General features: G+C 32.9%; 22 protein-coding genes. 17 read left to right on the top strand and 5 right to left on the bottom strand.

Annotation, left to right across the window (positions count from 1 at the left end; all coding sequences use genetic code 11):
- Nucleotides 1-122: 122 nt before the first annotated feature.
- The 4 genes from ACJJV4_RS05920 to ACJJV4_RS05905 all read left to right on the top strand — a co-directional run bounded on the left by ACJJV4_RS05920 (nucleotide 123) and on the right by ACJJV4_RS05905 (nucleotide 3,726).
- Nucleotides 123-1,232 carry an adenylate kinase gene (locus ACJJV4_RS05920; RefSeq protein WP_405292538.1) on the top strand — a complete coding sequence of 370 codons (1,110 nt, stop codon included), beginning with the start codon at nucleotides 123-125 and terminating at the stop codon, nucleotides 1,230-1,232.
- Nucleotides 1,233-1,442: 210 nt separating this feature from the next.
- Nucleotides 1,443-2,438 carry a GTPase ObgE gene (gene obgE, locus ACJJV4_RS05915; RefSeq protein WP_405292537.1) on the top strand — a complete coding sequence of 332 codons (996 nt, stop codon included), beginning with the start codon at nucleotides 1,443-1,445 and terminating at the stop codon, nucleotides 2,436-2,438.
- A gap of 163 nt (nucleotides 2,439-2,601) precedes the next feature.
- Nucleotides 2,602-3,123: a DUF4136 domain-containing protein gene (locus ACJJV4_RS05910; RefSeq protein WP_405292536.1), complete on the top strand. Its 522-nt coding sequence runs from the start codon at nucleotides 2,602-2,604 to the stop codon at nucleotides 3,121-3,123.
- Nucleotides 3,124-3,162: 39 nt separating this feature from the next.
- On the top strand, nucleotides 3,163-3,726 hold the full coding sequence (locus ACJJV4_RS05905) for a hypothetical protein (RefSeq protein WP_405292535.1): 564 nt from the start codon (nucleotides 3,163-3,165) through the stop codon (nucleotides 3,724-3,726).
- Between the two features lies 1 nt (nucleotide 3,727).
- Here the strand turns inward: ACJJV4_RS05905 and ACJJV4_RS05900 are convergent, their stop codons facing one another.
- Both ACJJV4_RS05900 and ACJJV4_RS05895 read right to left on the bottom strand, forming a co-directional pair.
- Entirely contained in the window at nucleotides 3,728-5,161 is a 1,434-nt protein-coding gene (locus ACJJV4_RS05900; protein ID WP_405292534.1) for a M64 family metallopeptidase, read from the bottom strand.
- A gap of 1 nt (nucleotide 5,162) precedes the next feature.
- Nucleotides 5,163-5,684, bottom strand: coding sequence for a hypothetical protein (locus ACJJV4_RS05895; protein WP_405292533.1), 522 nt, complete (start codon nucleotides 5,682-5,684; stop codon nucleotides 5,163-5,165).
- Between the two features lie 121 nt (nucleotides 5,685-5,805).
- Between ACJJV4_RS05895 and ACJJV4_RS05890 the strand changes: the two genes are divergently transcribed.
- From ACJJV4_RS05890 to ACJJV4_RS05830, 13 genes are all read left to right on the top strand, one after another.
- Nucleotides 5,806-6,261, top strand: coding sequence for a GNAT family N-acetyltransferase (locus ACJJV4_RS05890; RefSeq protein ID WP_405292532.1), 456 nt, complete (start codon nucleotides 5,806-5,808; stop codon nucleotides 6,259-6,261).
- 7 nt (nucleotides 6,262-6,268) lie between these two features.
- Nucleotides 6,269-6,808, top strand: coding sequence for a DUF1697 domain-containing protein (locus ACJJV4_RS05885; RefSeq protein ID WP_405292531.1), 540 nt, complete (start codon nucleotides 6,269-6,271; stop codon nucleotides 6,806-6,808).
- Nucleotides 6,809-6,915: 107 nt separating this feature from the next.
- Entirely contained in the window at nucleotides 6,916-7,995 is a 1,080-nt protein-coding gene (locus tag ACJJV4_RS05880) for a diphosphomevalonate/mevalonate 3,5-bisphosphate decarboxylase family protein (RefSeq protein ID WP_405292530.1), read from the top strand.
- 29 nt (nucleotides 7,996-8,024) lie between these two features.
- Nucleotides 8,025-8,954, top strand: coding sequence for a mevalonate kinase (locus ACJJV4_RS05875; protein ID WP_405292655.1), 930 nt, complete (start codon nucleotides 8,025-8,027; stop codon nucleotides 8,952-8,954).
- Between the two features lie 66 nt (nucleotides 8,955-9,020).
- Nucleotides 9,021-9,923, top strand: coding sequence for a geranylgeranylglycerol-phosphate geranylgeranyltransferase (locus ACJJV4_RS05870; RefSeq protein ID WP_405292529.1), 903 nt, complete (start codon nucleotides 9,021-9,023; stop codon nucleotides 9,921-9,923).
- Between the two features lie 106 nt (nucleotides 9,924-10,029).
- Nucleotides 10,030-10,908 (top strand): pseudouridine synthase, encoded by an 879-nt coding sequence (locus ACJJV4_RS05865; protein WP_405292528.1) that lies wholly within the window; start codon nucleotides 10,030-10,032, stop codon nucleotides 10,906-10,908.
- Between the two features lie 645 nt (nucleotides 10,909-11,553).
- Nucleotides 11,554-12,951, top strand: coding sequence for an arginine decarboxylase (locus tag ACJJV4_RS05860; protein ID WP_405292527.1), 1,398 nt, complete (start codon nucleotides 11,554-11,556; stop codon nucleotides 12,949-12,951).
- Nucleotides 12,941-13,879, top strand: coding sequence for an agmatinase (gene speB, locus ACJJV4_RS05855; protein WP_405292526.1), 939 nt, complete (start codon nucleotides 12,941-12,943; stop codon nucleotides 13,877-13,879). The genes ACJJV4_RS05860 and speB overlap by 11 nt, the downstream gene beginning before the upstream one ends.
- The gene (locus ACJJV4_RS05850; protein WP_133969035.1) at nucleotides 13,869-14,843 is read left to right on the top strand and encodes a deoxyhypusine synthase family protein; all 975 of its coding nucleotides are present in this window, start codon (nucleotides 13,869-13,871) and stop codon (nucleotides 14,841-14,843) included. The genes speB and ACJJV4_RS05850 overlap by 11 nt, the downstream gene beginning before the upstream one ends.
- 1 nt (nucleotide 14,844) lies before the next feature.
- Complete coding sequence (locus ACJJV4_RS05845) at nucleotides 14,845-16,371, top strand: bifunctional GNAT family N-acetyltransferase/carbon-nitrogen hydrolase family protein (protein ID WP_405292525.1); 1,527 nt, start codon at nucleotides 14,845-14,847, stop codon at nucleotides 16,369-16,371.
- 134 nt (nucleotides 16,372-16,505) lie between these two features.
- The gene (locus ACJJV4_RS05840; RefSeq protein WP_042497143.1) at nucleotides 16,506-16,820 is read left to right on the top strand and encodes a hypothetical protein; all 315 of its coding nucleotides are present in this window, start codon (nucleotides 16,506-16,508) and stop codon (nucleotides 16,818-16,820) included.
- A gap of 14 nt (nucleotides 16,821-16,834) precedes the next feature.
- On the top strand, nucleotides 16,835-17,059 hold the full coding sequence (locus tag ACJJV4_RS05835) for a hypothetical protein (RefSeq protein ID WP_159019204.1): 225 nt from the start codon (nucleotides 16,835-16,837) through the stop codon (nucleotides 17,057-17,059).
- A 96-nt stretch (nucleotides 17,060-17,155) separates the two neighbouring features.
- On the top strand, nucleotides 17,156-17,935 hold the full coding sequence (locus ACJJV4_RS05830) for an RMD1 family protein (RefSeq protein WP_405292524.1): 780 nt from the start codon (nucleotides 17,156-17,158) through the stop codon (nucleotides 17,933-17,935).
- An 88-nt stretch (nucleotides 17,936-18,023) separates the two neighbouring features.
- On the opposite strand, the gene ACJJV4_RS05825 is transcribed toward ACJJV4_RS05830, so the two are convergent.
- The 3 genes from ACJJV4_RS05825 to ACJJV4_RS05815 all read right to left on the bottom strand — a co-directional run bounded on the left by ACJJV4_RS05825 (nucleotide 18,024) and on the right by ACJJV4_RS05815 (nucleotide 22,411).
- Nucleotides 18,024-18,494, bottom strand: coding sequence for a hypothetical protein (locus ACJJV4_RS05825; RefSeq protein ID WP_405292523.1), 471 nt, complete (start codon nucleotides 18,492-18,494; stop codon nucleotides 18,024-18,026).
- 147 nt (nucleotides 18,495-18,641) lie between these two features.
- Nucleotides 18,642-21,077, bottom strand: coding sequence for a zinc-dependent metalloprotease (locus ACJJV4_RS05820; RefSeq protein ID WP_405292522.1), 2,436 nt, complete (start codon nucleotides 21,075-21,077; stop codon nucleotides 18,642-18,644).
- A 116-nt stretch (nucleotides 21,078-21,193) separates the two neighbouring features.
- Nucleotides 21,194-22,411, bottom strand: a complete 1,218-nt coding sequence (locus tag ACJJV4_RS05815) for a hypothetical protein (protein WP_405292521.1) — start codon at nucleotides 22,409-22,411, stop codon at nucleotides 21,194-21,196.
- Between the last annotated feature and the right edge of the window lie 311 nt (nucleotides 22,412-22,722).

The raw sequence follows: 22,722 nt of genomic DNA, 5'->3' as shown, positions 1-22,722 counted from the left end.
AAAGTATCCTAAATTGTAAGCAAAAATACGTTATAATCTTAAAATAGGCTTCAATTCATAAATCAAAAAAGCTTAAAACGTTAATCTATTGATTATCTTTGCCACTTTAAAAATTAACAACAGTGATAAAGTTACACGACAAATATTTTAAACCATTTATATCCGCAGAACAAATCGATGATGCGTTAGGCAGAATGGCCGATGAGATTGCAAATGATATTGGTGACGAAATCCCTGTGTTTATTGGTATCTTAAACGGTTCGTTTATGGTGGTGAGCGATTTTGTTAAAAAATATCCAAAACCTTGTGAGGTTACTTTTATCAAATTAGCCTCGTACGAAGGTGTTAAATCTACCGAAGATATTCAACGTTTAATTGGGTTAACCCAAGATTTATCTGGGCGTACTGTTGTTATTTTAGAAGATATTATAGATACCGGAAATACACTTGCCGAAGTACACCGCATTTTTAAAAATGAAAACGTAAAAGCGTTAAAAATTGCAACGTTATTTTACAAGCCGGAGGCCTATAAAAAAGACTTTAAACTACATTATGTAGGTATAGAAATTCCTAATAAATTTATTGTAGGCTATGGCCTTGATTATGATGGTTTAGGGAGGAATATACCAGAAGTATATCAAATAAAAGAAACACAACACATGACAAATTTAGTGCTATTTGGCCCTCCAGGAGCAGGGAAAGGAACACAGGCAAACTTTTTAAAAGAAAAATACAACTTGGTACACATTTCTACCGGCGATGTTTTTCGATTTAACATCAAAAACGAAACGGCTCTCGGTATGTTAGCAAAATCGTTTATTGATAAAGGTGAGTTGGTTCCAGACCAAGTAACTATTGATATGTTAAATGCTGAAGTTGAAAAAAATGCTGATGCAAACGGATTTATTTTCGATGGTTTTCCTAGAACAAATGCACAAGCAGAATCTCTAGATAAATTAATGGAGGCTAAAGATTCGCAAATTGATGCGATGATTGCTTTAGAAGTTGACGATGAGGTTTTAGTTGGACGTTTACTAGAACGTGGGAAAACGAGTGGAAGACCTGATGATGCCGATGAGTCTATTATAAGAAATAGAATTACTGAGTATTATAACAAAACTGCTATTTTAAAAGATTATTACAACGCTCAAGATAAATATTTTGGTGTAGATGGTGTTGGTAGTATTGAAGATATTACAGTGCGTTTAAGTACCGCAATAGATAATCTATAAGGCTATAGAATAGTAACGAAGAACTCAAATAATATTTTAATTTGGGTTATTAAATAGCTATTTCTTTATTGGTCTTGTCCTATTTTATATTTTGTTTTAGGCAAACCAAAATACATTAATACATAACAAAATAGAGTTTTCGCTTACGCGGAAAAAATAAAGGAACAACTGCTATTTTAAGCGTTGTGCTTATAAATATCAAATTGGAAAATGACAGAAGGAAATTTTGTAGATTACGTAAAAATGTATGTATGCTCGGGTAAAGGTGGCCGAGGATCAGCGCATCTACATCGCGAAAAATATATTACAAAAGGTGGTCCCGATGGAGGAGATGGCGGTCGTGGTGGTCACATTATTCTTCGCGGTAACGATAACCTTTGGACTCTTCTGCATTTAAAATTTAAAAAGCACCTGCGTGCTGGTCATGGTGAAAACGGTGGGAAAAGTAGAAGTTTTGGTGCCGATGGTGAAGATTTTTATTTAGATGTACCATTAGGAACTGTAATTCGCGATACTGAAACTAACGAAATACTTCTTGAAATTACAGAAAACGGTGAAGAAAAGATTATTGCAGAAGGAGGAAAAGGTGGTCTAGGAAACTGGCATTTTCGCTCGTCTACAAATCAAACACCTCGCTATGCACAACCCGGTTTGCCAATGGAAGAGAAGTACATAACTTTAGAGTTAAAAGTACTAGCAGATGTTGGTTTAGTAGGTTTTCCAAATGCTGGAAAATCGACACTTTTGTCTGTGGTAACTTCTGCAAAGCCAAAAATTGCCGATTACGAGTTTACAACCCTAAAACCAAATTTGGGTATTGTAAAGTATCGTGATTTTCAAACCTTTGTTATGGCCGATATACCTGGAATTATTGAAGGTGCTGCTGAAGGTAAAGGATTGGGGCATTATTTTTTACGCCATATTGAGCGTAATTCAATCTTGTTATTTATGATTCCTGCCGATGCAGAAGATATTAAAAAGCAATACGATATTTTACTTGATGAACTTCGTCGTTATAATCCTGAAATGTTAGATAAAGATCGTATTATCGCTATATCTAAAAGTGATATGCTAGACGATGAACTTCAAGCGGAACTAAAAGTAGAGCTAGATAACGAATTACCAATTCCGTATATATTTATTTCATCTGTAGCACAAAAAGGTATTACAGAATTAAAGGATATGCTTTGGAAAATGTTGAACTAAAAATAATCTGGTCTCTGATTGAATGGTGAGACTTTTATTAATATATATTTAAACCGCTAAGTCTTGTTTTTAAAACAAGACTTAGCGGTTTTTTTTGTGCTGAATAAGCGGTAATTGATATTCGGAACAATATTTGTTTAAATTTATACAAAAAAACAATACTATGAAACTTGTAAAAACACTCGCTATATTATTTTTAGTAGCATCTTGCGCTCCTATCTATGTAAATTATGATTACGAAAAAAGCACAGATTTCACTAAATACAAAAGTTATAATTATTATGCCGACATGAAAACCGGTTTAAGCGAACTAGATACCAAACGTCTTTTAAATGCATTGGATGTACAATTGCAGGCAAAAGGTTTTACGTTATCTGAAAGCCCCGATTTTTTTATTGATATAAAAAGCACAGAGTTTCAAGGTGCACAAAGGCAAACAGTAGGTGTAGGTGTTGGAGGTGGTGGCCGTAATGTTGGGGGAGGTGTTTCAATAGGTTTGCCGCTAGGGCAAGCACAGGTAACACGACGAATTACTGTAGATTTTGTTGACGAAAATATTAAGCAGCTTTATTGGCAGGCGGTTAGTGAATCTAGTTTTAATCCCAATAGCACGCCAGAAAAGCGCGAAGCACGTTTAAGTGCTATTGTGGCTAAAATACTTAAAAAGTATCCGCCGAAAAAGTAGTTGTTATTCATAAATTAGCATTTTTAAACCATTTTTAATTTGAAAATAACAATCAAAATATACCTTTTAATTTCAATCAATGCCCTCTTTATTAGTTGTGATTATGAGGATAAAGAGATTATAGATAAAATGAATACTGTGTTATCTAATGGGAGGCATTTAGAGGTAGAAAAAACAACAACGCTTTCTACAGCTATAGGTTTGTTTTCTGGGCATAATTACGGAACAACACATCGATTTACTTACAAATTAAGAATAGAACCAGAAGACGTTACTTGGGATGGTGGTAGCGGAGAACCAAAGAGTTTACTGTTCTTTAAAGACACCACATATATTTATTTCTTGAAAGAAAAAGTTATTCGGAAAACGTATACCGATTCTATAACTAACACTTTAAAAGAAGATAGTTACACAGAAATACATGCATTTTACCAAAAGCATATCGACATGCGATATTTTTTTAAGTTTTTTGGTGATGATTATTGGGTAGATATCCCTCACAAAGATTTCAATGCTATAAAGCATTTTTCTAATGAATTTGCTATTCCAAATGATAATGAACTCAGTTTAAAACCTATGGATAGCATTGGTTTCAAGAATTGATTTATTGTCTCACTAATCTTTTTGTAGCTAAAAGTGCGTTGCTCGAGTAGAAATTTGTTAAATAAACTCCAGAAGGCAAGTCGCTCAGGTTTATGGTGGATATTATAGAGTTATTAAGTATTTCCGATTTAATTTTTCGCCCTTCTATAGTTACAATTTCTACAGTGATATATTCTGTGTTATCACTTTCAAATTTTAGATTAACAACATTTAAAACAGGATTTGGAAACATTGAGATGGCAAATGTAGTGTTGTTATTTTCTATAGATTCAATGCCTAATGTAGAGTGTTGTATCGTCCATGTTACTGTGCTTACATGTGTAGTTTCGTGATTGTCTATTTTTAAAAGTGCCGTATTGTCTACAATTACCGCTGTTAATGTATTGGAGCCTATTGTTAAATCGTTTTCTGTTATAGCAACCAAATCTTTATTAGTAGCAAAAGGAGCGTTGTTTAATACCCAAGTGCTTTCTAGTGTATTTGGTATGGGCTTAATTAAATTTAACTCAAACTCTAAGGGAAAAGTATTATCATCAATAACGTTTTCGTTATCGGGAGAAAATGAGTTGATAGGAGGGAGCAGCTCATGAATTTTTTCGATAATTCCCTCTGTGCAAACAGGGCAAAACGTTTGGTGTATAGCTTCCATTATGCAATTTTGGTGAGGTTTATACCATTCTTCGCAATTGCCAGTATCACAAGTGTATTGATAAACACCAACATTATTTGTGTTAATCCAATTTTTCCACTTTACGAGACTTTCATCACTTTCTTTAGTCATATTAATCGCTTCTGCAGCAAAAAAGTCTCCAGGATAGTACTCGTCTTTGAGGTCAAACATGGAGTGTCCAAGCTCGTGAATTACAGTTTTTGGTCCCCAGTATCCTGTGTAGCTCATAGGGAACTCTCCACCACTTGCGCCATACACATCAGAATTTACTAAAATTAAAGCTTGGTCGTACGTAGGGAAATTATCGGCAAGTACACTGTTGATTTTTACTTCAGTTTGGTTGGCATAATCTCCATCTATTTCGTAAAAAAGTCTTCTGTGCGCTCCATAAGAGTCATAAGTTGCATTAAAATAAGTATCAACATTAGTAATTGGAGATATTAGGGCGTCTGGCGTTTCTTCTGGATCAAAACTCTCTCCTGGGTGATCTGCACCACTTTCGTTCGATGGCACGTAGATAATGTGCACGTTAAAGTAGTTTGAATATTCCTTAAACGGCGATTCGGTAAACATATTGTTAGTGTAGTTAACAGCGTCGGTTTTGAATTTAGTAAATTCATTAGGTTGATAACCTTCACTTAAAATTACTAAATTAAGGCGCTTACTGTTTTCTCCTGAATCTTTAATAGTCTCCGTCGTAAAAACCTGAGCTTGCATAAGCTGAAAATTCAGTAAAACGAGTAATAAAAGAAAGGCGTATTTCATGTTATTCAATGCTAGATGTAATAAGCGTTTTTGTGTTTTGTAAGGAGTCTATAACCTCTTTTATTCTAATAAATTTTGTTGAAGCATTTAACTGAATACGTATATTCAATGGCGCTTGTTTTATGGCTACGTTTCGCTTTTTAAATGTAAAAGAATCAGTTGTAATTTCAATAGTTTTTAATAACGGATTAGAGATGGTTTGCTCAGAAATTAGAGTTTTATTTTTACTGAGTTGGGCACAAACTAAATCTCCTGTATTACCAATGTCTATATACTTAGAACCTTTGTTTCTCAGTTTTCCGTCTACTATTTTTTTACCTATAAATTTAATAGATTTTTGTCCGCTTTTATTATTAGAAATCTGATAATTTAAAAATATAAGCTTCGGATTGCTATCTGGAATGTCTTGATTTTGAGTAATTACAGATTTTGAAGCGCACGAAAAACAAGCCAAAATAATTAGCAACAAAAATGCAGTTTTAGGCTTGTAAAAGTTAGTATGTTTTGGGGCAACTTTTTTCACAATTTAAATAAAATATTTAAACAAAGTTAAGGAATATTGTCTTTTATAGCTATGATATAACGATGAATACCTTAGTTTTGGTTGCAAACGTCGCAATTGTATCGTTAAAAAGCGTAAAAGAATGATTAGTATAAAAAGAACGAATTCTGATGATTTAGATTTTCAAAAACTCGTTGAGGCTTTGGATATTGATTTAGGTGTTTATTATAAAGAGGAAAAACAGTTTTACGGAAAACTCAATAATGTTAAAGAAATTAGGCATGCCGTTGTGGCTTACGATGAAAATAATAAGCCTGTTGGGTGTGGAGGTATTAAGGCCTTTTCGGAAAATGAATCTGAGGTTAAGCGGATGTTTGTGCCTTTTGAATCTAGAGGGAAAGATGTTGCTAAATTGGTTTTAGAAGCCTTAGAAGATTGGAGTGTAGAATTAGGTTTTAAAAAATGTATTCTCGAGACTTTAAAAGAGAAACCTTATGCTATCAGGTTTTATGAGAAAAATAATTACCATACTATTCCTAATTTTGGTGATTATGTAAAGGCTGAAAATAGTATTTGCTTCGCTAAAAATTTAAAATAGAATTGCTATGGGGACTTATATTGCATTGCTAAGGGGTATTAATGTTGGTGGAAAGAATAAAATTTTAATGGCAGAGCTTCGCGATTTGTTATTAAATATTGGTTTAAAAGACGTACAAACATATATACAGAGTGGCAATATTATTTTTAATTCTGAAGAAGAAAACGCTTCAAAATTAGAACTTCGAATTGGAGGAGCTATAAAAGAGCATTTTGGATTAAGCGTTCCTGTAATTGTAAAAACTAAAGATGCGTTAAAAACTGTTTTTAGTTCTTGTCCATTTTCCGAAGAGAAAAAACAAAAAAGTTACTTTTCGTTATTATATAAACCTCCAAAAGCAGAATTGGTAAATGAAGTTTTGAGTATAACTTTTGAGAATGAGGACATTAAAATATCTCCAAATTGTGTTTATTTTTATTCATCTATTGGGTACGGAAAAACCAAATACAATAATAACTTTTTTGAACGTAAATTAAGGGTTATCGCTACAGCAAGAAATTATAAAACTATGGTTAAACTTTTAGAACTGTCTGAAAACGTCAACTAAATCAGTTGTTTGGAAACAATAATAGTGAATTACTTAATTGGATATAAATAGCAGAGATATTTCTTATTTTTGCCAAAACAAGCTTCAATAAAGTTCAAAATTAAAACATGACTGAAACCGATTTTATCCCAAAACCATATTCTAAGCATATTAAAAGTGGAGATTTTAAATGGAGTTCGCCAAGTAATATTGCTTTAGTGAAATATTGGGGGAAAAAGAAAGATCAAATACCAGAAAATCCATCTATAAGTTTTACACTAGATTATTGTAAAACAACCACAAAATTAAGTTTTTCTGAAAAAGAAAATAAAGCTGATTTTTCGTTCGATGTATTTTTGGATAATGAGAAAAAAGACGATTTCAAACCTAAAATAGAAACTTTTTTTAAGCGAGTGGAACGCTATTTACCGTTTTTAAAAAACTATCATTTTAAAATTGAAACATCAAATTCATTTCCTCATAGTTCAGGTATTGCATCATCGGCATCAGGAATGAGTGCTTTAGCATTGTGCTTAATGAGTATTGAAAAAGAGTTGGTTCATGATGATTTAGAAATCAATTTTACTCAAAAAGCATCTTTTTTAGCACGATTAGGTTCTGGTAGTGCTTGCCGTAGTTTGGAAGGTGATTTGGTAGTTTGGGGAGAGCATGTGGATGTGTATGGAAGTTCCGATTTGTTTGGTGTGAAATATCCGTTTGAAGTTCATGAGAATTTTAAAAACTATCAGGATACTATTTTATTGGTAGATAAAGGTGAAAAGCAGGTAAGTAGTACAGTTGGGCATAATTTAATGCATGGTCATCCATTTGCGGGACAACGTTTTGAACAGGCTAATAAAAATTTAACAGACATTAAAAGTATTTTAAAATCGGGAGATTTAGATGCTTTTATTGGTTTGGTTGAAAGTGAAGCCTTAACGTTACACGCCATGATGATGACGAGTATGCCTTATTTTATTTTAATGAAACCGAACACGTTGCAGATTATAAATAAAATATGGGCGTTTAGAGAATCTACAGGTTCTAAAGTTTGTTTTACTTTAGATGCTGGGGCAAATGTACATGTTTTATACCCAGAGAATGAGGCAGGATCTGTACTTAAATTCATTAAAAGTGAGTTAGTTACCTTTTGTCAAAAAGGTGAGTATATTAATGATAAAGTTGGATTTGGGGCAAAACTGTTGTAATTTTGCAATTACCAAGTCGACTATCGCTTATGAAAGGACCATTATTTTACTCAAAAATATTACTCTTCGGAGAGTACGGAATCATTAAGGATTCTAAAGGTTTATCTATACCTTACAGCTTTTACAATGGTGCTTTAAAAACAGATAAAAATCCATCGGAAACGGCAATTGCCTCTAACGCAAGTTTAAAGCGTTACGTTGGATATTTAGAGAATATTAATCCGGAATTGGTTGTTTTTGATGTGGCTTCACTAAAAAAACATGTAAATGCTGGAATGTATTTCGATTCGTCTATTCCACAAGGTTATGGTGTTGGTAGTAGTGGTGCATTGGTTGCTGCTATTTACGATAAATATGCACAAGATAAAATTACAGTTTTAGAGAATTTAACACGTGAAAAACTATTAAAACTAAAAACTATTTTTTCTGAAATGGAATCTTTTTTCCACGGAAAATCTTCAGGTTTAGATCCTTTAAATAGTTATTTAAGCATTCCAATCCTTATCAATTCAAAAGATAATATCGAAGCTACAGGTATTCCTGCTCAGCAAAACGATGGTAAAGGCGCTGTGTTTTTATTAGATAGTGGTATTATTGGAGAAACTGCGCCAATGGTGAGTTTGTTTATGGAAAACATGAAACAAGAAGGCTTTCGTAGTATGTTAAAAAATCAATTTATAAAACACACGGATGCTTGCGTAGATGATTTCCTAAAAGGTGATGTTAAATCTTTATTTAAAAACACTAAGAGTTTATCTAAGGTGGTTTTAAGCCATTTTAAACCCATGATTCCGCAACAGTTTCACGAGCTTTGGAAAAAAGGTATCGATACTAACGATTACTATTTAAAACTTTGTGGTTCTGGTGGAGGTGGCTATATTTTGGGCTTTACGGAAGATTTAAGTAAAGCAGAGAAAGCACTTTCAGATTATAAATTAGAGGTTGTTTATAATTTCTAAATTTTATTAAGCAATTTCGAAAACTTTTCGGAAATATTAGGGTATTTTTTTCAAAAGCACGATTTTATGCTGTCCAGAAAACAAAAGCACATTTTACTTAAGTTTTTTAGCATGTTCTCTGTGGTGAGAGGTTACAATATTCTTATTGTAGTTATTGCACAATACCTAACGGCTATTTTTATATTGGGGCACGAGCTACCTGTAAAAGATGTCGTATTAGATTTAAACTTACTCATGCTTGTTTTGGCTTCTGCGGCAACTATTGCAGGTGGTTATATTATTAATAATTTTTATGACTCAGAGAAAGATTTAATTAATAGGCCAATAAAATCGAAGTTAGATAAGTTAATAAGTCAAAATACCAAGTTGTCTTTCTATTTTGTTCTTAACTTTTTGGCAGCCGTTATGGCAAGCTATGTGTCGTTTAAAGGCGTAATTTTCTTTTCTATTTACATTTTTGGAATTTGGTTCTATTCGCATAAATTAAAAAAAATGCCGTTTATAGGCAATTTAACTTCGGCTATATTAACGATTACACCGTTTTTTGCGATTTTTATGTATTATAAAAATTTCGAGCATGTGGTTTTTGTTCATGCTGTTTTCTTGTTTTTAATGATGTCTATGCGTGAACTTACTAAAGATTTAGAAAATATAAAAGGAGATTTGGCTCAAAATTATAAAACCATTCCTATAGTTTATGGTGAAAAGGCATCTAAAATTATGCTAACTATTTTAGCGGTTCTAACTTGGTTACCTATAAGCTTGTTGCTCTCTCGTTACGATATTGGTTACATGTATTTGTATTTCTATTTATGCATTCCGTTGTTATTGGCTTTTTTGCTCATTTTATGGATGTCTAAAACAAAAACACATTATTTAATACTTCATAATATTTTAAAATTTATAATTGTTGTAGGTGCATTTAGTATAGTGCTTATAAAGGTTAGTGTAGTTTTAAATAGAATTTAATAAAACATTGCTATTAAGTGCTTTCGTGTTGTTTACGGAAAACAAAAAGTAAAACTTAAATCGTCAATCATAATTTTAAATATATCTTTGCAGAAAATTATTAGTCATGAACAGAAGTCAAGGAACAAGCGGAAAAGGGAAACCATCGGGTAGAGGTAATCAAGGCGAAGCTAAAAAAGGCGTTGCAAGAGGAGGAGAAGGCGGAAAAAGTAAAAGTTTTTCTAGAGGAAATGCACCTATTAAAAAAGGGAATCCTGCACCTAAAAGGACGAGTAACCCTGATGAAATTAGACTAAACAAATACATTGCTAACTCTGGTATATGTTCTCGTCGTGAAGCCGATGATCATATCGCTATTGGTTTAGTAACCGTGAACGGTAAAGTTATTACCGAAATGGGGTATAAGGTAAAAGTTGCAGACGAAGTTCGTTACGACGGAGCACGTATAAACCCAGAGAAAAAAGCTTATGTTTTATTAAATAAACCTAAAGGTTTTGCTACAACAACTAGTGAAGGTAAAGGTAGAACGGTAATGGATTTGGTTGCGAATTCAACGAGTTCACGTATTAAGCCTATTGGACGTTTAGGTAGAAATTCCAAGGGTTTATTATTGTTTACTAATGACGATGCTATAGTGGCTAAGTTCACGAATTCAAAACATGGTGTGCCGCGTTTATTTCATATTGAATTGGATAAGAATTTAAAATTAGAAGATTTAAAAAAGATACAAGCTGGTTTTAAAATAGAAGGAAAGCTTATTGAAGTAGAAGAAATTAGCTATATAGACAATGCCTCTAAAAAAGAAATTGGCCTTAAAATTAAAAATACTGGAAACACTATTATTCGTAGTATTTTCGATTACATAAAATATGAGATTGTAAGTTTAGATTGTGTTGCTATTGGGCATTTAACAAAAAAAGATATTCCTCGCGGAAGCTGGAAACATTTAACTGAACAAGAGTTGAATACTTTAAAAATGCTGTAAGCTTTACAAAGCAATATATTATAAGTTTTTAGCGTCGACATTTGAATTATAGTTTATGAAACTCTAATTAAATGTCGACGCTTTTGTTTTTATAAACTGATATTTTCATTTCTTATTTGAATTTTCGTAAATAACAAAAAGTTTGGATTAATAGTTTTTTAGCAGATTTATCTTGCGTTAGGGATTGATGCGGCATCCTTTTTGGTTGAAAAACACTATTTTTAGAACCTTTAACAAGGTTAAATAGATGATCTATAAGTTGGTTTAAGGTATTGTTTTACAAAAAGATATAGCGGAAAGCCCGACCTTTAGGTAACGTCAAAAAAATATTTTAAAAATAAATTAAAAAAAAGTTTGTATTTCATTTTTTTGTATTTCATTTGCACTATTATTAGCTGAACGAATTGAACTCTGTTTCTGTGTTCGGGCTTTTGGACATTAGGAAGTCATTTTCAAAAGCTGCTTACCGATTAAGCGACCGAATTTTAAAGCTAACTTCCGTATCTGCCATATATGCTATCCAGTATAAGTACGGCTTTGTGCCTACTACTCAACCGGAAATTCAAATCTGATTTATTTATTTTTATTGACTTAACGTGTAGTTAATCTACAATTTATATCTTTAACTTTCTTAAAATAAATACATTGAATACAAAATATATTGATTTAATCAATCAGACTTATGATTTCCCACAAGAGGAATTTACATTAGAAAACAAAACATTGCAATTTCATGGAGTAGACCTTATGGAGCTCGTAGAGACTTACGGAGTACCATTAAAGTTTACGTATTTGCCACAAATTTCCAACAATATTAATCGTGCAAAAAAGTGGTTTGCTGATGCTATTGAGAAAAACGATTATAAAGGTAAATACAATTACTGCTATTGCACAAAAAGCTCGCATTTTAAACATGTTTTAAACGAAGCTTTAAAGAATGATATACATATTGAAACCTCATCGGCTTTTGATATTGATATTGTTGAAAACCTAAAAAAAGAAGGTAAAATTACAGACGATACGTTTGTAATTAGCAATGGTTTTAAACGTGCACAATATGTAACTAATATTGCTCGATTAATTAATAACGGACATAAGAACGCTATTCCTATAATTGATAACTACGAGGAAATAGAGTTGCTTTCTAATGAAATTAATGGTGAATTTAATGTTGGTATTAGAATAGCTTCGGAAGAAGAGCCAAAATTTGAATTTTATACCTCACGTTTAGGCATTGGGTATAAAAATATTGTGCCTTTTTATAAATCTCAAATTCAGAATAATGAAAAAGTGAATTTAAAAATGCTTCACTTTTTTATTAATACAGGTATTCGTGATAATGCATATTACTGGAACGAGCTTACTAAATGTTTACGCGTTTATACAAACTTGAAAAAGATTTGTCCGAGCTTAGATAGTTTAAATATTGGTGGAGGTTTCCCTATTAAAAACTCTTTGGTTTTTGATTATGACTATGCTTATATGGTTGAAGAAATTGTAAACCAAATTAAAATTGTTTGTGATGAAGAAGGTGTAGATGTACCAAATATTTTTACCGAATTTGGTAGCTTTACTGTAGGCGAAAGTGGTGGAGCTATTTACGAGGTTTTATATCAAAAGCAACAAAACGATCGTGAAAAATGGAACATGATTAATTCATCTTTCATTACAACATTACCTGATACTTGGGCTATTAATAAGCGTTTTGTGATGTTGCCTTTAAACCGCTGGAACGATAGTTACGAGCGTGTTTTACTTGGTGGTTTAACTTGCGATAGTGATGATTATTATAACAGTGAACAGCACATGAATGCCATTTATCTGCCAAAATACGATAAAGATAAACCTTTATATATTGGCTTCTTTAATACAGGTGCTTACCAAGAAACTATTGGTGGTTTTGGAGGTTTACAACACTGTTTAATTCCGTCGCCAAAGCATATTTTAATAGATAGAGATGAAGATGGAAACATCACAAAAAAAATATTTAGTGAACAACAAAAAAGTGAAGACTTACTTAAAATTTTAGGTTATGAGCAATAATACCTACGCTGGCATTGCAGAAGAGTTTGCAAAAAAGGAAACTGCAAAAATTGTTTTAATACCTGTGCCTTATGATGGTACAAGTACATGGCAAAAAGGAGCAGATAAAGGCCCTAAGGCGTTTTTAGATGCTTCGGAAAATATGGAGCTTTACGATATAGAAACTGCGACGGAAGTTTACCGCCAGGGTGTGTATTTGGCCGATGCTGTAACCGAAAACGAATCGCCTGAAGCTATGGTAGAAGCCGTGCATAAAGCGACAAAAAAATATATTAAGAGAAATAAGTTTGTCACCATTTTTGGAGGCGAACATTCTATTTCTATAGGTACTATTCGTGCATTTAATGAGATGTACCCGAGCTTAACAGTTTTGCATATTGATGCGCACGCCGATTTACGTAAGGAATACGATGGTTCTACATGTAACCACGCCTGCGCTGTTTACGAGGCAAGCCAAACAACCAACTTGATACAAGTAGGTATTCGTTCTATGGACGTTATGGAGAAAACTGTAATGGACGAAGAGAAAACTTATTTTGCACACGATATGGCTGTGGATGATACTTGGATGGATTCTGCAATCGATCAAATGACGGATAATGTATTCATTACGTTTGATCTAGATGCTTTTGATCCTTCGATTATGCCAAGTACAGGTACGCCAGAACCAGGTGGATTATTATGGTACGAAACACTAGATTTTTTAAAGCAAGTGTTCGAAGAGAAAAATGTGGTAGGTTTCGATATTGTGGAACTTTGCCCAAATAAAAAAGAAAAATCGTCAGACTTTTTAGCTGCTAAATTGTATTATAAAATGCTTAGCTATAAATTTATGAACGAAGACGCAGGTGATGATTATGATAACGCCTACGACAATACAAAACAAAAAACTAACACTTCTAAATTCAGTGACAACGATGAGTACTAAAGGACCAATTTCGCAATTTATAGAAAAACATTATTTACACTTTAACGCCGCTGCTTTGGTAGATGCTGCAAAGGGATATGAGGCACAGTTAAATTCTGGGGCTAAAATGTTAGTGTCTTTGGCGGGTGCTATGAGTACTGCTGAATTAGGCAAGAGTTTTGCTGAAATGATTCGTCAAGATAAAGTACAAATCATTTCTTGTACTGGTGCGAATTTAGAAGAAGATATCATGAATTTAGTAGCGCACTCTCATTACAAACGTGTGCCTAACTATCGTGATTTAACTCCTGAAGATGAGTGGGCTTTATTAGAAAAAGGCTTAAACCGCGTAACTGATACTTGTATTCCTGAAGAGGAAGCTTTTAGAAGGTTACAAGAGCATATAGTGAAAATTTGGAAAGATGCTGAAGCTAATGGCGAGCGTTTTTTACCTCATGAGTATATGTACAAAATGTTACTTTCTGGAGTTTTAGAAGAGTATTATGAAATTGATTTAAAAGATTCGTGGATGTATGCTGCAGCGGAAAAAAACTTGCCTATTGTTTGCCCAGGTTGGGAAGATAGTACTATGGGTAATATTTTTGCGAGTTACGTTTTAAAAGGAGAATTAAAAGCAAGTACTGTAAAATCTGGTATTGAATATATGACGTTTTTAGCAGATTGGTATACTGATAATTCATCTAAAGGAATAGGCTTTTTTCAAATAGGTGGAGGTATCGCTGGAGATTTTCCAATATGCGTAGTGCCAATGTTGTACCAAGATATGGAGCGTACTGATACACCGTTTTGGAGTTATTTTTGTCAAATTAGCGACTCTACAACCAGTTATGGCTCATATTCTGGAGCTGTGCCAAACGAGAAAATTACTTGGGGTAAACTAGATATTAATACGCCTAAATTTATTATTGAAAGCGATGCTACTATTGTTGCACCTTTAATCTTTGCTTACCTTTTAGGTCAATAAAATGGATACCAATAAAATAGAAAATATAGAATTAAAGTATCTAACAGTTGATGATTTTGAGGAATTAAAAGCAGCAACTTTAGAGTCTTATGGCGGTGTGCTAGATTCATATTGGAAAAAAGATCACATTCAAAAATTAACCACCATGTTTCCAGAAGGACAGGTGGTTATTAAAATAGATGGAAATCTTGCGGGTTGTGCATTATCCCTTATTGTCGATTACGATAAAATTGATGATAACCACACCTATAGCGATATTATTTCGGGAGAATCTTTTAAAAATCACGATCCCGAAGGTGATGTGCTTTATGGTATTGATGTGTTTATAAAACCAGAATATAGAGGTTTACGTTTGGGTAGACGACTTTACGATTATAGAAAGGAAGTTTGCGAAACATTAAACTTAAAGAGTATTGTATTTGGAGGGCGTATGCCAAACTATCATAAGCATAGAGATTTATCGCCTAAGGAGTATATTGAAAAAGTAAAGCGTAAGGAAATTCATGACCCTGTTTTAAACTTTCAAATATCAAACGATTTTCACCCGGTAAGGGTTTTAAAAAATTATTTAGAAGGCGACACTGCATCGAGCGAATACGCTGTTTTAATGGAGTGGGATAATATATTTTATACCAAACCAAATAAAAAAGCAAGCAGTGTAAAAACGGTGGTGCGTTTAGGTTTAATACAGTGGCAAATGCGCCCGTATAAAGGTCTAGACGATTTAATGCAACAGGTAGAGTATTTTATCGATAGTGTTTCGGCATATCGATCAGATTTCGCTGTGTTTCCAGAGTTTTTTAATGCACCGTTAATGGCTGAGTTTAACCACTTACATGAGCCAGATGCTATTAGAGAGTTGGCCAAATTTACAGAAACGATTGTTAATAGAATGCAACAGCTATCTATTTCATACAATATCAATATTATTTCTGGTAGTATGCCAGAATTGGTGGGCGATAAACTTTATAACGTTGGTTATTTATGTCGTAGAGATGGAAGCTTGGAGCGTTATGAAAAAATACACGTAACACCCGATGAAGCTAAGGTTTGGGGAATGCAACGTGGTGATAAATTAAAAACTTTCAATACCGATTGTGGTAAAATAGGCATTTTAATTTGTTACGATTCGGAGTTTCCTGAGTTGTCTAGATTATTGGCAGATGAAGGTATGGATATTTTGTTTGTACCATTTTTAACCGATACGCAAAACGGATATTCTCGAGTGCGTTTATGTGCGCAAGCACGTGCTGTAGAGAATGAGTGTTATGTGGCTATTGCGGGAAGTGTTGGTAATTTGCCAAATGTGAATAATATGGATATACAATATGCGCAATCTGCGGTATTTACGCCATGCGATTTCTCATTTCCAAGTAATGGCATAAAAGCTGAAGCTACAACCAATACTGAAATGATTTTAGTAGCCGATGTAGATCTTAGTTTATTGAGAGAACTGCATTCTTTTGGAGCCGTTAAAAACCTTAAGGATAGACGAAAAGATTTTTATGATGTAATTCGTGTTAAGTAATCATAAATAATTATATTTATCTTTTGGCATAAACAATGCTTTAACCAAAAAAACAATTTTACCCAAAGTAAGAAAATAATATTTCATTAAATAGGGTACATGTGAAACCTAATAAAAAAAATAAAAACCAACACATGAAAAATAGAAACGAAAACTTAAAACGTGTCATAGTTGATTTTAAAAAATTGACACCTGAAATATTAGCTTTATTAGTAGAACGATATCCTGATGGTTATGATGATGATCAAATTATTTCATTTAAAAATCAACATAACGAAATTATAGAAGCGGTAGAAGTAACTACCGAGGATACAAAATATTTAGTAAAAGTAAGTTCGAAATTGGCAGTAACTATGGAGAATTATGATGAAGATGATTATGAAGATTTTGATGATAATGATCCTGAAGCTGTACAAGACCCGAGCTTGGAAGACGACGATAACGATTAACACAATTTAATATTATGAGAACAGCTGTTTTTAAATCTTTCGAAAACGGTTATTTTAATTTTTGGTTTGAAAATGGCGAGGAGCTAGCTTTTGAAGAAGTGCATCCGCGTGTTTTAAAACAATTCGATTTAAAAAACGATGAGTCTATGGTGGATAAAGAATTCAGAATCACATTTGTTGAAGATGCAGATGGAGATGATGCCATATATAGGGTTCAAAGTTTAAAACCGATAGATTAAATATTTAATACAGTATTTTTAGACCTGATAGGTGTTAAAAACTTGTCGGGTTTAAAATTCCCTACTCTAAAAATAACAAATACTTTATAACATAACATGTACCGCGTAGTTGCTTACCAAGTAGCTAGTGCTATCCAATTAAAAACTAGTAAACAAGAGTTGCCGTGGCAATTAGTGTTTCAAGATAGCGATGAACTTTATTATAAAAGTTCAGATCAAAAATTTATATACATCTTTCAATACGGAATGGTGTCTTTTTTCAATTTATCGCACGATGAAATTGAACAAGCATTGAAGCAAATAAAACCGTTTTGTTCTAATTATTTTACCGAAAAACTGTCTGAGTCCGTTTCTGTAATTGTGAAACCAGAGGCATTACGGGTTACTTTTAACCATGTTGTTCTCCCTAAACTAGATAAAGAAATGATACGTTTAGTAATGCTTAATACATCGCAATCTGTTGCTTTAGATCGATATGCTGAAATAACAGAAGAGCTTCTTATAGAAACAAATAAACATACTTTGTTTTTAGAAGAAAAAGGAACGCTTGATATTTCGGGAAATAAACTAAAACGGTTTATAGGAAAGATTTTAAATATCAAAAATAAAATTTCAGAGAATTTATATATTTTCGATTCTCCTGAAATTACATGGGAAAATGAGCAGCTTAATAGGCTAAATCAGGATTTAAAACGCACCTTTGATTTGCAAGACCGTTACCGATTAATTCACGATCGAATTGAGATTATAAAAGATAACCTAGAGTTGTTTAAAGATATTATGGATCATAAGGAAAGTAGCAGGTTAGAATGGATTATTATCATTCTTATTGTTATCGAGGTGGTCGATATGTTTATAGGTAAGGTTTTAGGGTAATACAGGCTAATTTAAAGCAAAATAAAAGCGCATTTCAAAATTTTGAAATGCACTTTCTTATTAACTAAAAACAATCTAACAAAATATTTTAGTCTTTTTTGTGGTTTTGGCCTTTTTTATTGCCGCCTTTATTACCACGTTTTTTATGCTCTCTTTTCTCTAAAGATTTTACCCATTCGGTGTATTGCTCATCGTTTAAAATCTTTTTCATTTTAGCTTTTTCCTCAATTTTGTGGTCAAGCATATCGTTCATCATTTTTAAACGTTCTTCTTTTGACGGTTTTTCTGAAGTTCCAGCTTCTTTCTTAGCTTTTCGTTCATCCATCATAGCTTTGCGTTTTGTGGCATTGTCTAAATTTATAGTGTAAATTTTGTTTTGTTGCCCTTGATCTAAATCTAATGCTAAAGTCATTTTTTTAGTTTGTAGCGTTGCCATTTCATTTGCAGTAAGATTCATCATTTTTTCTCCTCTGTCATGATTTCTTGGTCCGCCTTCTTTTCTTTGAGCAGTTGCTTGTAATCCAATAAAAGCTAATGCAATAATTATTAATTTTTTCATCTTTTTAAGTTTTAATGTTTATTTGCTATTAGGACTTTTACATTTCAAAAAGGTTTAAAAAGGTTTGCGAATTTAACTAGCTTTTAACAAAAAAAAGGCTTCCATAGCGGAAGCCTTTTATAGGTGTGTTAATTAAATAACTCGTTTTTATTTAGGGTCTAAAATAGCATTAATTTGCTCTACCATATCTCTAAGGTGAATATTTGTAATAGCGTTTCTAGAACCAATTCGCGAGCGTACTAGGTTTTTTAAAGTAGTAAGTTCGGCACGAGAAATAGCTTTAATATCCGAGTTACTTGTACTCGTCATTAAATAAGCTAATCTGTTAACATGTGCACGTTGTAAATTACGCTTGTAAGTATCTATATTTTTTCCGGTGTTTAATTCTTTCCAAACGCCGTTTCTTAAGTCACGCATCATGCTTGTAAGCGCGTATGCGTCGTTTCCGTTAAGCGATTCGTTCTCTATCATTCGTTGCATTCTAGAGGTGCTTAAAAGGTTGTTTAACGTTCGTGCTTGCACGGCGTTAATGCGTTCTATAATTCCTGAAGACTGAATTTTATCATTAATTTCTGGAGAGATTAACCATTTTGGAGTTTCAAATAATTGATTGTTTAAAAATAACAAGCAATTTTTTTGATGTGCTTTGTTTACATGGCTGTAAACAGCACCTTCTTGATCGGCTGTTTTATAGTTTTCGTAAACACCACCAACGTTATTGGCAACATGCCCCATATAGCGGTTGAATTGTGAAAACACATGGCCATACATAGTTTTTAAATCCTCGTAATCCGATGTGTTTTTAGTAGTCCATTCAATTAAGTTAGGGACAACGCGTTTTAAATTTTTAATACCATAAGTACTTGCTAAAATAGCGTCGTCTCCTAGGTCTTCGGTTTGCGAGCTAGGATCTATGGTTTCTCTTTGTTGCTTCCCAAATCTGTAAAGTGGATCGCCATCGTGGGCCATAATCCAACCGTCTAAAGTTTCTTTTTCTTCAACAGCTGTTTTGTCTAAAATAGGTTTATATCCCCAAGCAATCGAGTATTTGTCATAAATACCAATATTAGGAAATAGTGAAACTCCAACATCTTCTGGTTGTGCAATGTAATTGAATCGTGCATAATCCATAATAGATGGCGCGGTTCCATATTTTTTTGTGAATTCTGGGTCACGCAAATCTTCAACTTTGTAAGCCGAACTGCTTCCCATGTTGTGCGGTAAGCCTAAAGTATGGCCAACTTCGTGAGAGGATACAAAACGGATTAGTTCTCCCATAACCTCATCTGTAAATTCAGAGTTTTGAGCATTTTTGTTAGCAGCAGCTGTTTGTGTAAAGAACCAACCATTTACTAAACTCATTACGTTATGATACCAGTTTATATCAGATTCTAAAATTTCACCAGATCTAGGGTCGCTAACATGTGGCCCATTGGCATTAGGTATTGGTGAAGCCAAGTAGCGTACAACAGAATAGCGTGCATCTTCTGGAGTCCATTCCGGATCTTCTTCTACGCTCGGTGGGTCTTTAGCGATAATAGCATTTTTAAAACCTGCAGCTTCAAAAGCAATTTGCCAGTCTTCGATACCTTGCTTAATGTATTTTCTCCATTTTACAGGAGTTGCTCTATCTATGTAGTAAATAATTTGTTTCTTAGGTTCAACTAGTTCGCCATTTTTAAATTTTTCTAAATCTTCATCTTTTACTTCTAATCTCCAACGGTCTAAATAGGTTAGTTGTTTACTTTTTTGAGCTTCTAAACCATAGTCGGTTTGGCTACTTGTAAACCAACCAACACGCTTATCGAAGTAACGACGTTTCATTGGTGTTTTGGGTAGTAAAATCATGGAGTTGTTAATTTCAATACTTATCGTACCTGTGCTAGAGTTTGAGGGCGGATTACCAGCGTAATATGTTTTTACGTGGCGCGCTTCAATATTTAATGGGTAACTTTTTACAGATTCTATGTAAGATTTGCTATCGTCTAATCGAGAAACTTTGTAAGTTTTTTTATTTCTAACGCTTAATCCTAAGGAGTTTACATCTTTTTTGTATAAATCGGTTACATCGATAACTGTTGCTGTAGAGTCTTTGCTAAAAGCCTTTATAGGGAAAGTATATAAAATAGGTTCGAAATTAGAATTTACAACGGCCTCGTGAATCGGTAACGATTTATCAGCTACTACGTTATTAGATACTACACGTAGCAATACTTTTTTATCCTTTACTTGCCAGCGCAATACTTGTGTGTTTTCTTTTCCGCCGCCAAAGCCAAGTCCGCTTGCGGTTTTAGCAATACGGGTTACCATGAGCATTTCTCTATCGAAAAGAGAATCTGGAATTTCATATAAATATTTATCGTCTATAGTATGGATTTTAAATAAACCTATATCTGTTTTAGCATCTTTTGTAACGATTTTACTGTAAGGCTGAATTTGTTGTTTTTTAAGTTTGTCGGCCTTCGCTTTTTTAGCGAGCATGATTTTTTTAGCTGCATCGGCTTCAGCTGTCTTTTTTGCAGAATTACAAGACAGTATTATTGTTGTTAGAGACAACAATAAAAGTTTGGTAGTTTTTTTCAAATTATTGTGGGTTAGTATTTAATAACGTGAAAATATTTATTTTATATAAAATTATAACCAGAAGGAGTGAAAATTAACGAAATTTTAATTAAAATTAACAAAAACCTGCTTTTTTATTAATTGAGCACGGGTATTTTAATGTTAAATCCCGTTTGAAAATCCGGAGCGTTATTTACAAGAAAATCTTCTTTTACATAAAAAGCCAATTGCATATTTGGCCTGCCATATGTATAGGTAAAATTCCAATTAGTTAATGTTTTGTAAAGTGTGCTCACACCATGTTGCCAACCACCATTTATTTCTTTCCACTTACCCACAAGTTTATAGTAACTCGCTTCGTCTTTATTGTTATAACGCGATTGTAGTTGGTAGTTAATGCTAAAAGCATTGTAGTTTCCTTTTTTAGTATACTTTGTAATTTCAATAGTACTTTCTGTTGTTGCTATAAAGGGATTATTGCCTAAATCTACATTATCTTGAAAATCTATTATATTTTTACGTAAAAGGTTTGCTCCTAAAGCAATATTGAGCTCGTAATTGTTTTTTAATTTGAATTGTTTAACAGCATTGGCAGATACGCCAATGTCTATAGCCGAGTTATATTTTGAAGTATTTAAACCCAAGTGGCTTCCAAAGTTTATAAAAATATTACGGCTTTTGTTTATTAAAAACTCAGGATAATAAAAGTGATTAAGTTCAATCCCTCCAATAAAAAAATCGTTATTCTCAAATTCTAATACTTTTCCGTTTCTATCGGTGTATTTAAAATCTACTTTATTTAATCCATAATAGCGTCGGCCATATGGATCTTCTCCTCCGGCAATATTGCTGTGGAACCATTCTATACTTTCATCACTTGTAAAAGGTGAAAATGGATATTTGCCCTTTGTTATAAGGTGAGAGCGAAGCGATATACTTAATTCATGATGTATAGATAGGGGTATGCTTAAATTTACGCGGAATTCTTTTATCACAGCATCTACAACAATATTCATGTAGTCGGCAGGTGTGGTTTCTTGATCAATAAAATAAAAAGGTCGATCATGCCATTTTAACTGGCTTAGTTGTGCTCTTGTTTCGGAATCTGTTGGTAAATAAGCTTCCACAAAAGGATGGAAAGTATTTCCGTTAGATATGTTGAAGCTGAAAGTATTACGTTTAGGAGCTTGAAATTTAAAGTTGGTAGAAATTCTAGAACTGAACATTCCAAAATGATGTGTTGCTAAGTGATTTGGGCTATCTATACCATTTTTAAAAACGATACTATCATTTTTTTGTGCTTCTGAAATAAAACAGCACAGTAAATAGGCGATTAATAGGATACTTTTATTCATTAAACAAATGTAAATAAACTAGATGGATAAAATTTAAAGCGGCTACTAATTTGATTACGTAATTAAACTAAAAAGAATACAGCTTAGCAAAATATTCGATTTTTTCATAAAAAATTAACAATTAGTCGGTTCTTATCTTAAAAAAAAGATAAAATTACAACAAAGCATGTTAAACAAATCTAAAGATGCATTAGGTTTTCGAATTTAGATTGTTTCTTTGTATGGAGTTTAAGGAGTAGTTAACCTTAAATTTTTTTCATAAAAAAAGTTGATTAGTTAGTTAGTAAAAAAAGCCCATAACCTTGTTAAAT

Origin of the sequence: Algibacter sp. Ld11, assembly GCF_045066735.1 — a bacterium.
GTDB lineage: Bacteria > Bacteroidota > Bacteroidia > Flavobacteriales > Flavobacteriaceae > Algibacter.
This window is presented reverse-complemented; position numbering and strand designations above follow the sequence as displayed.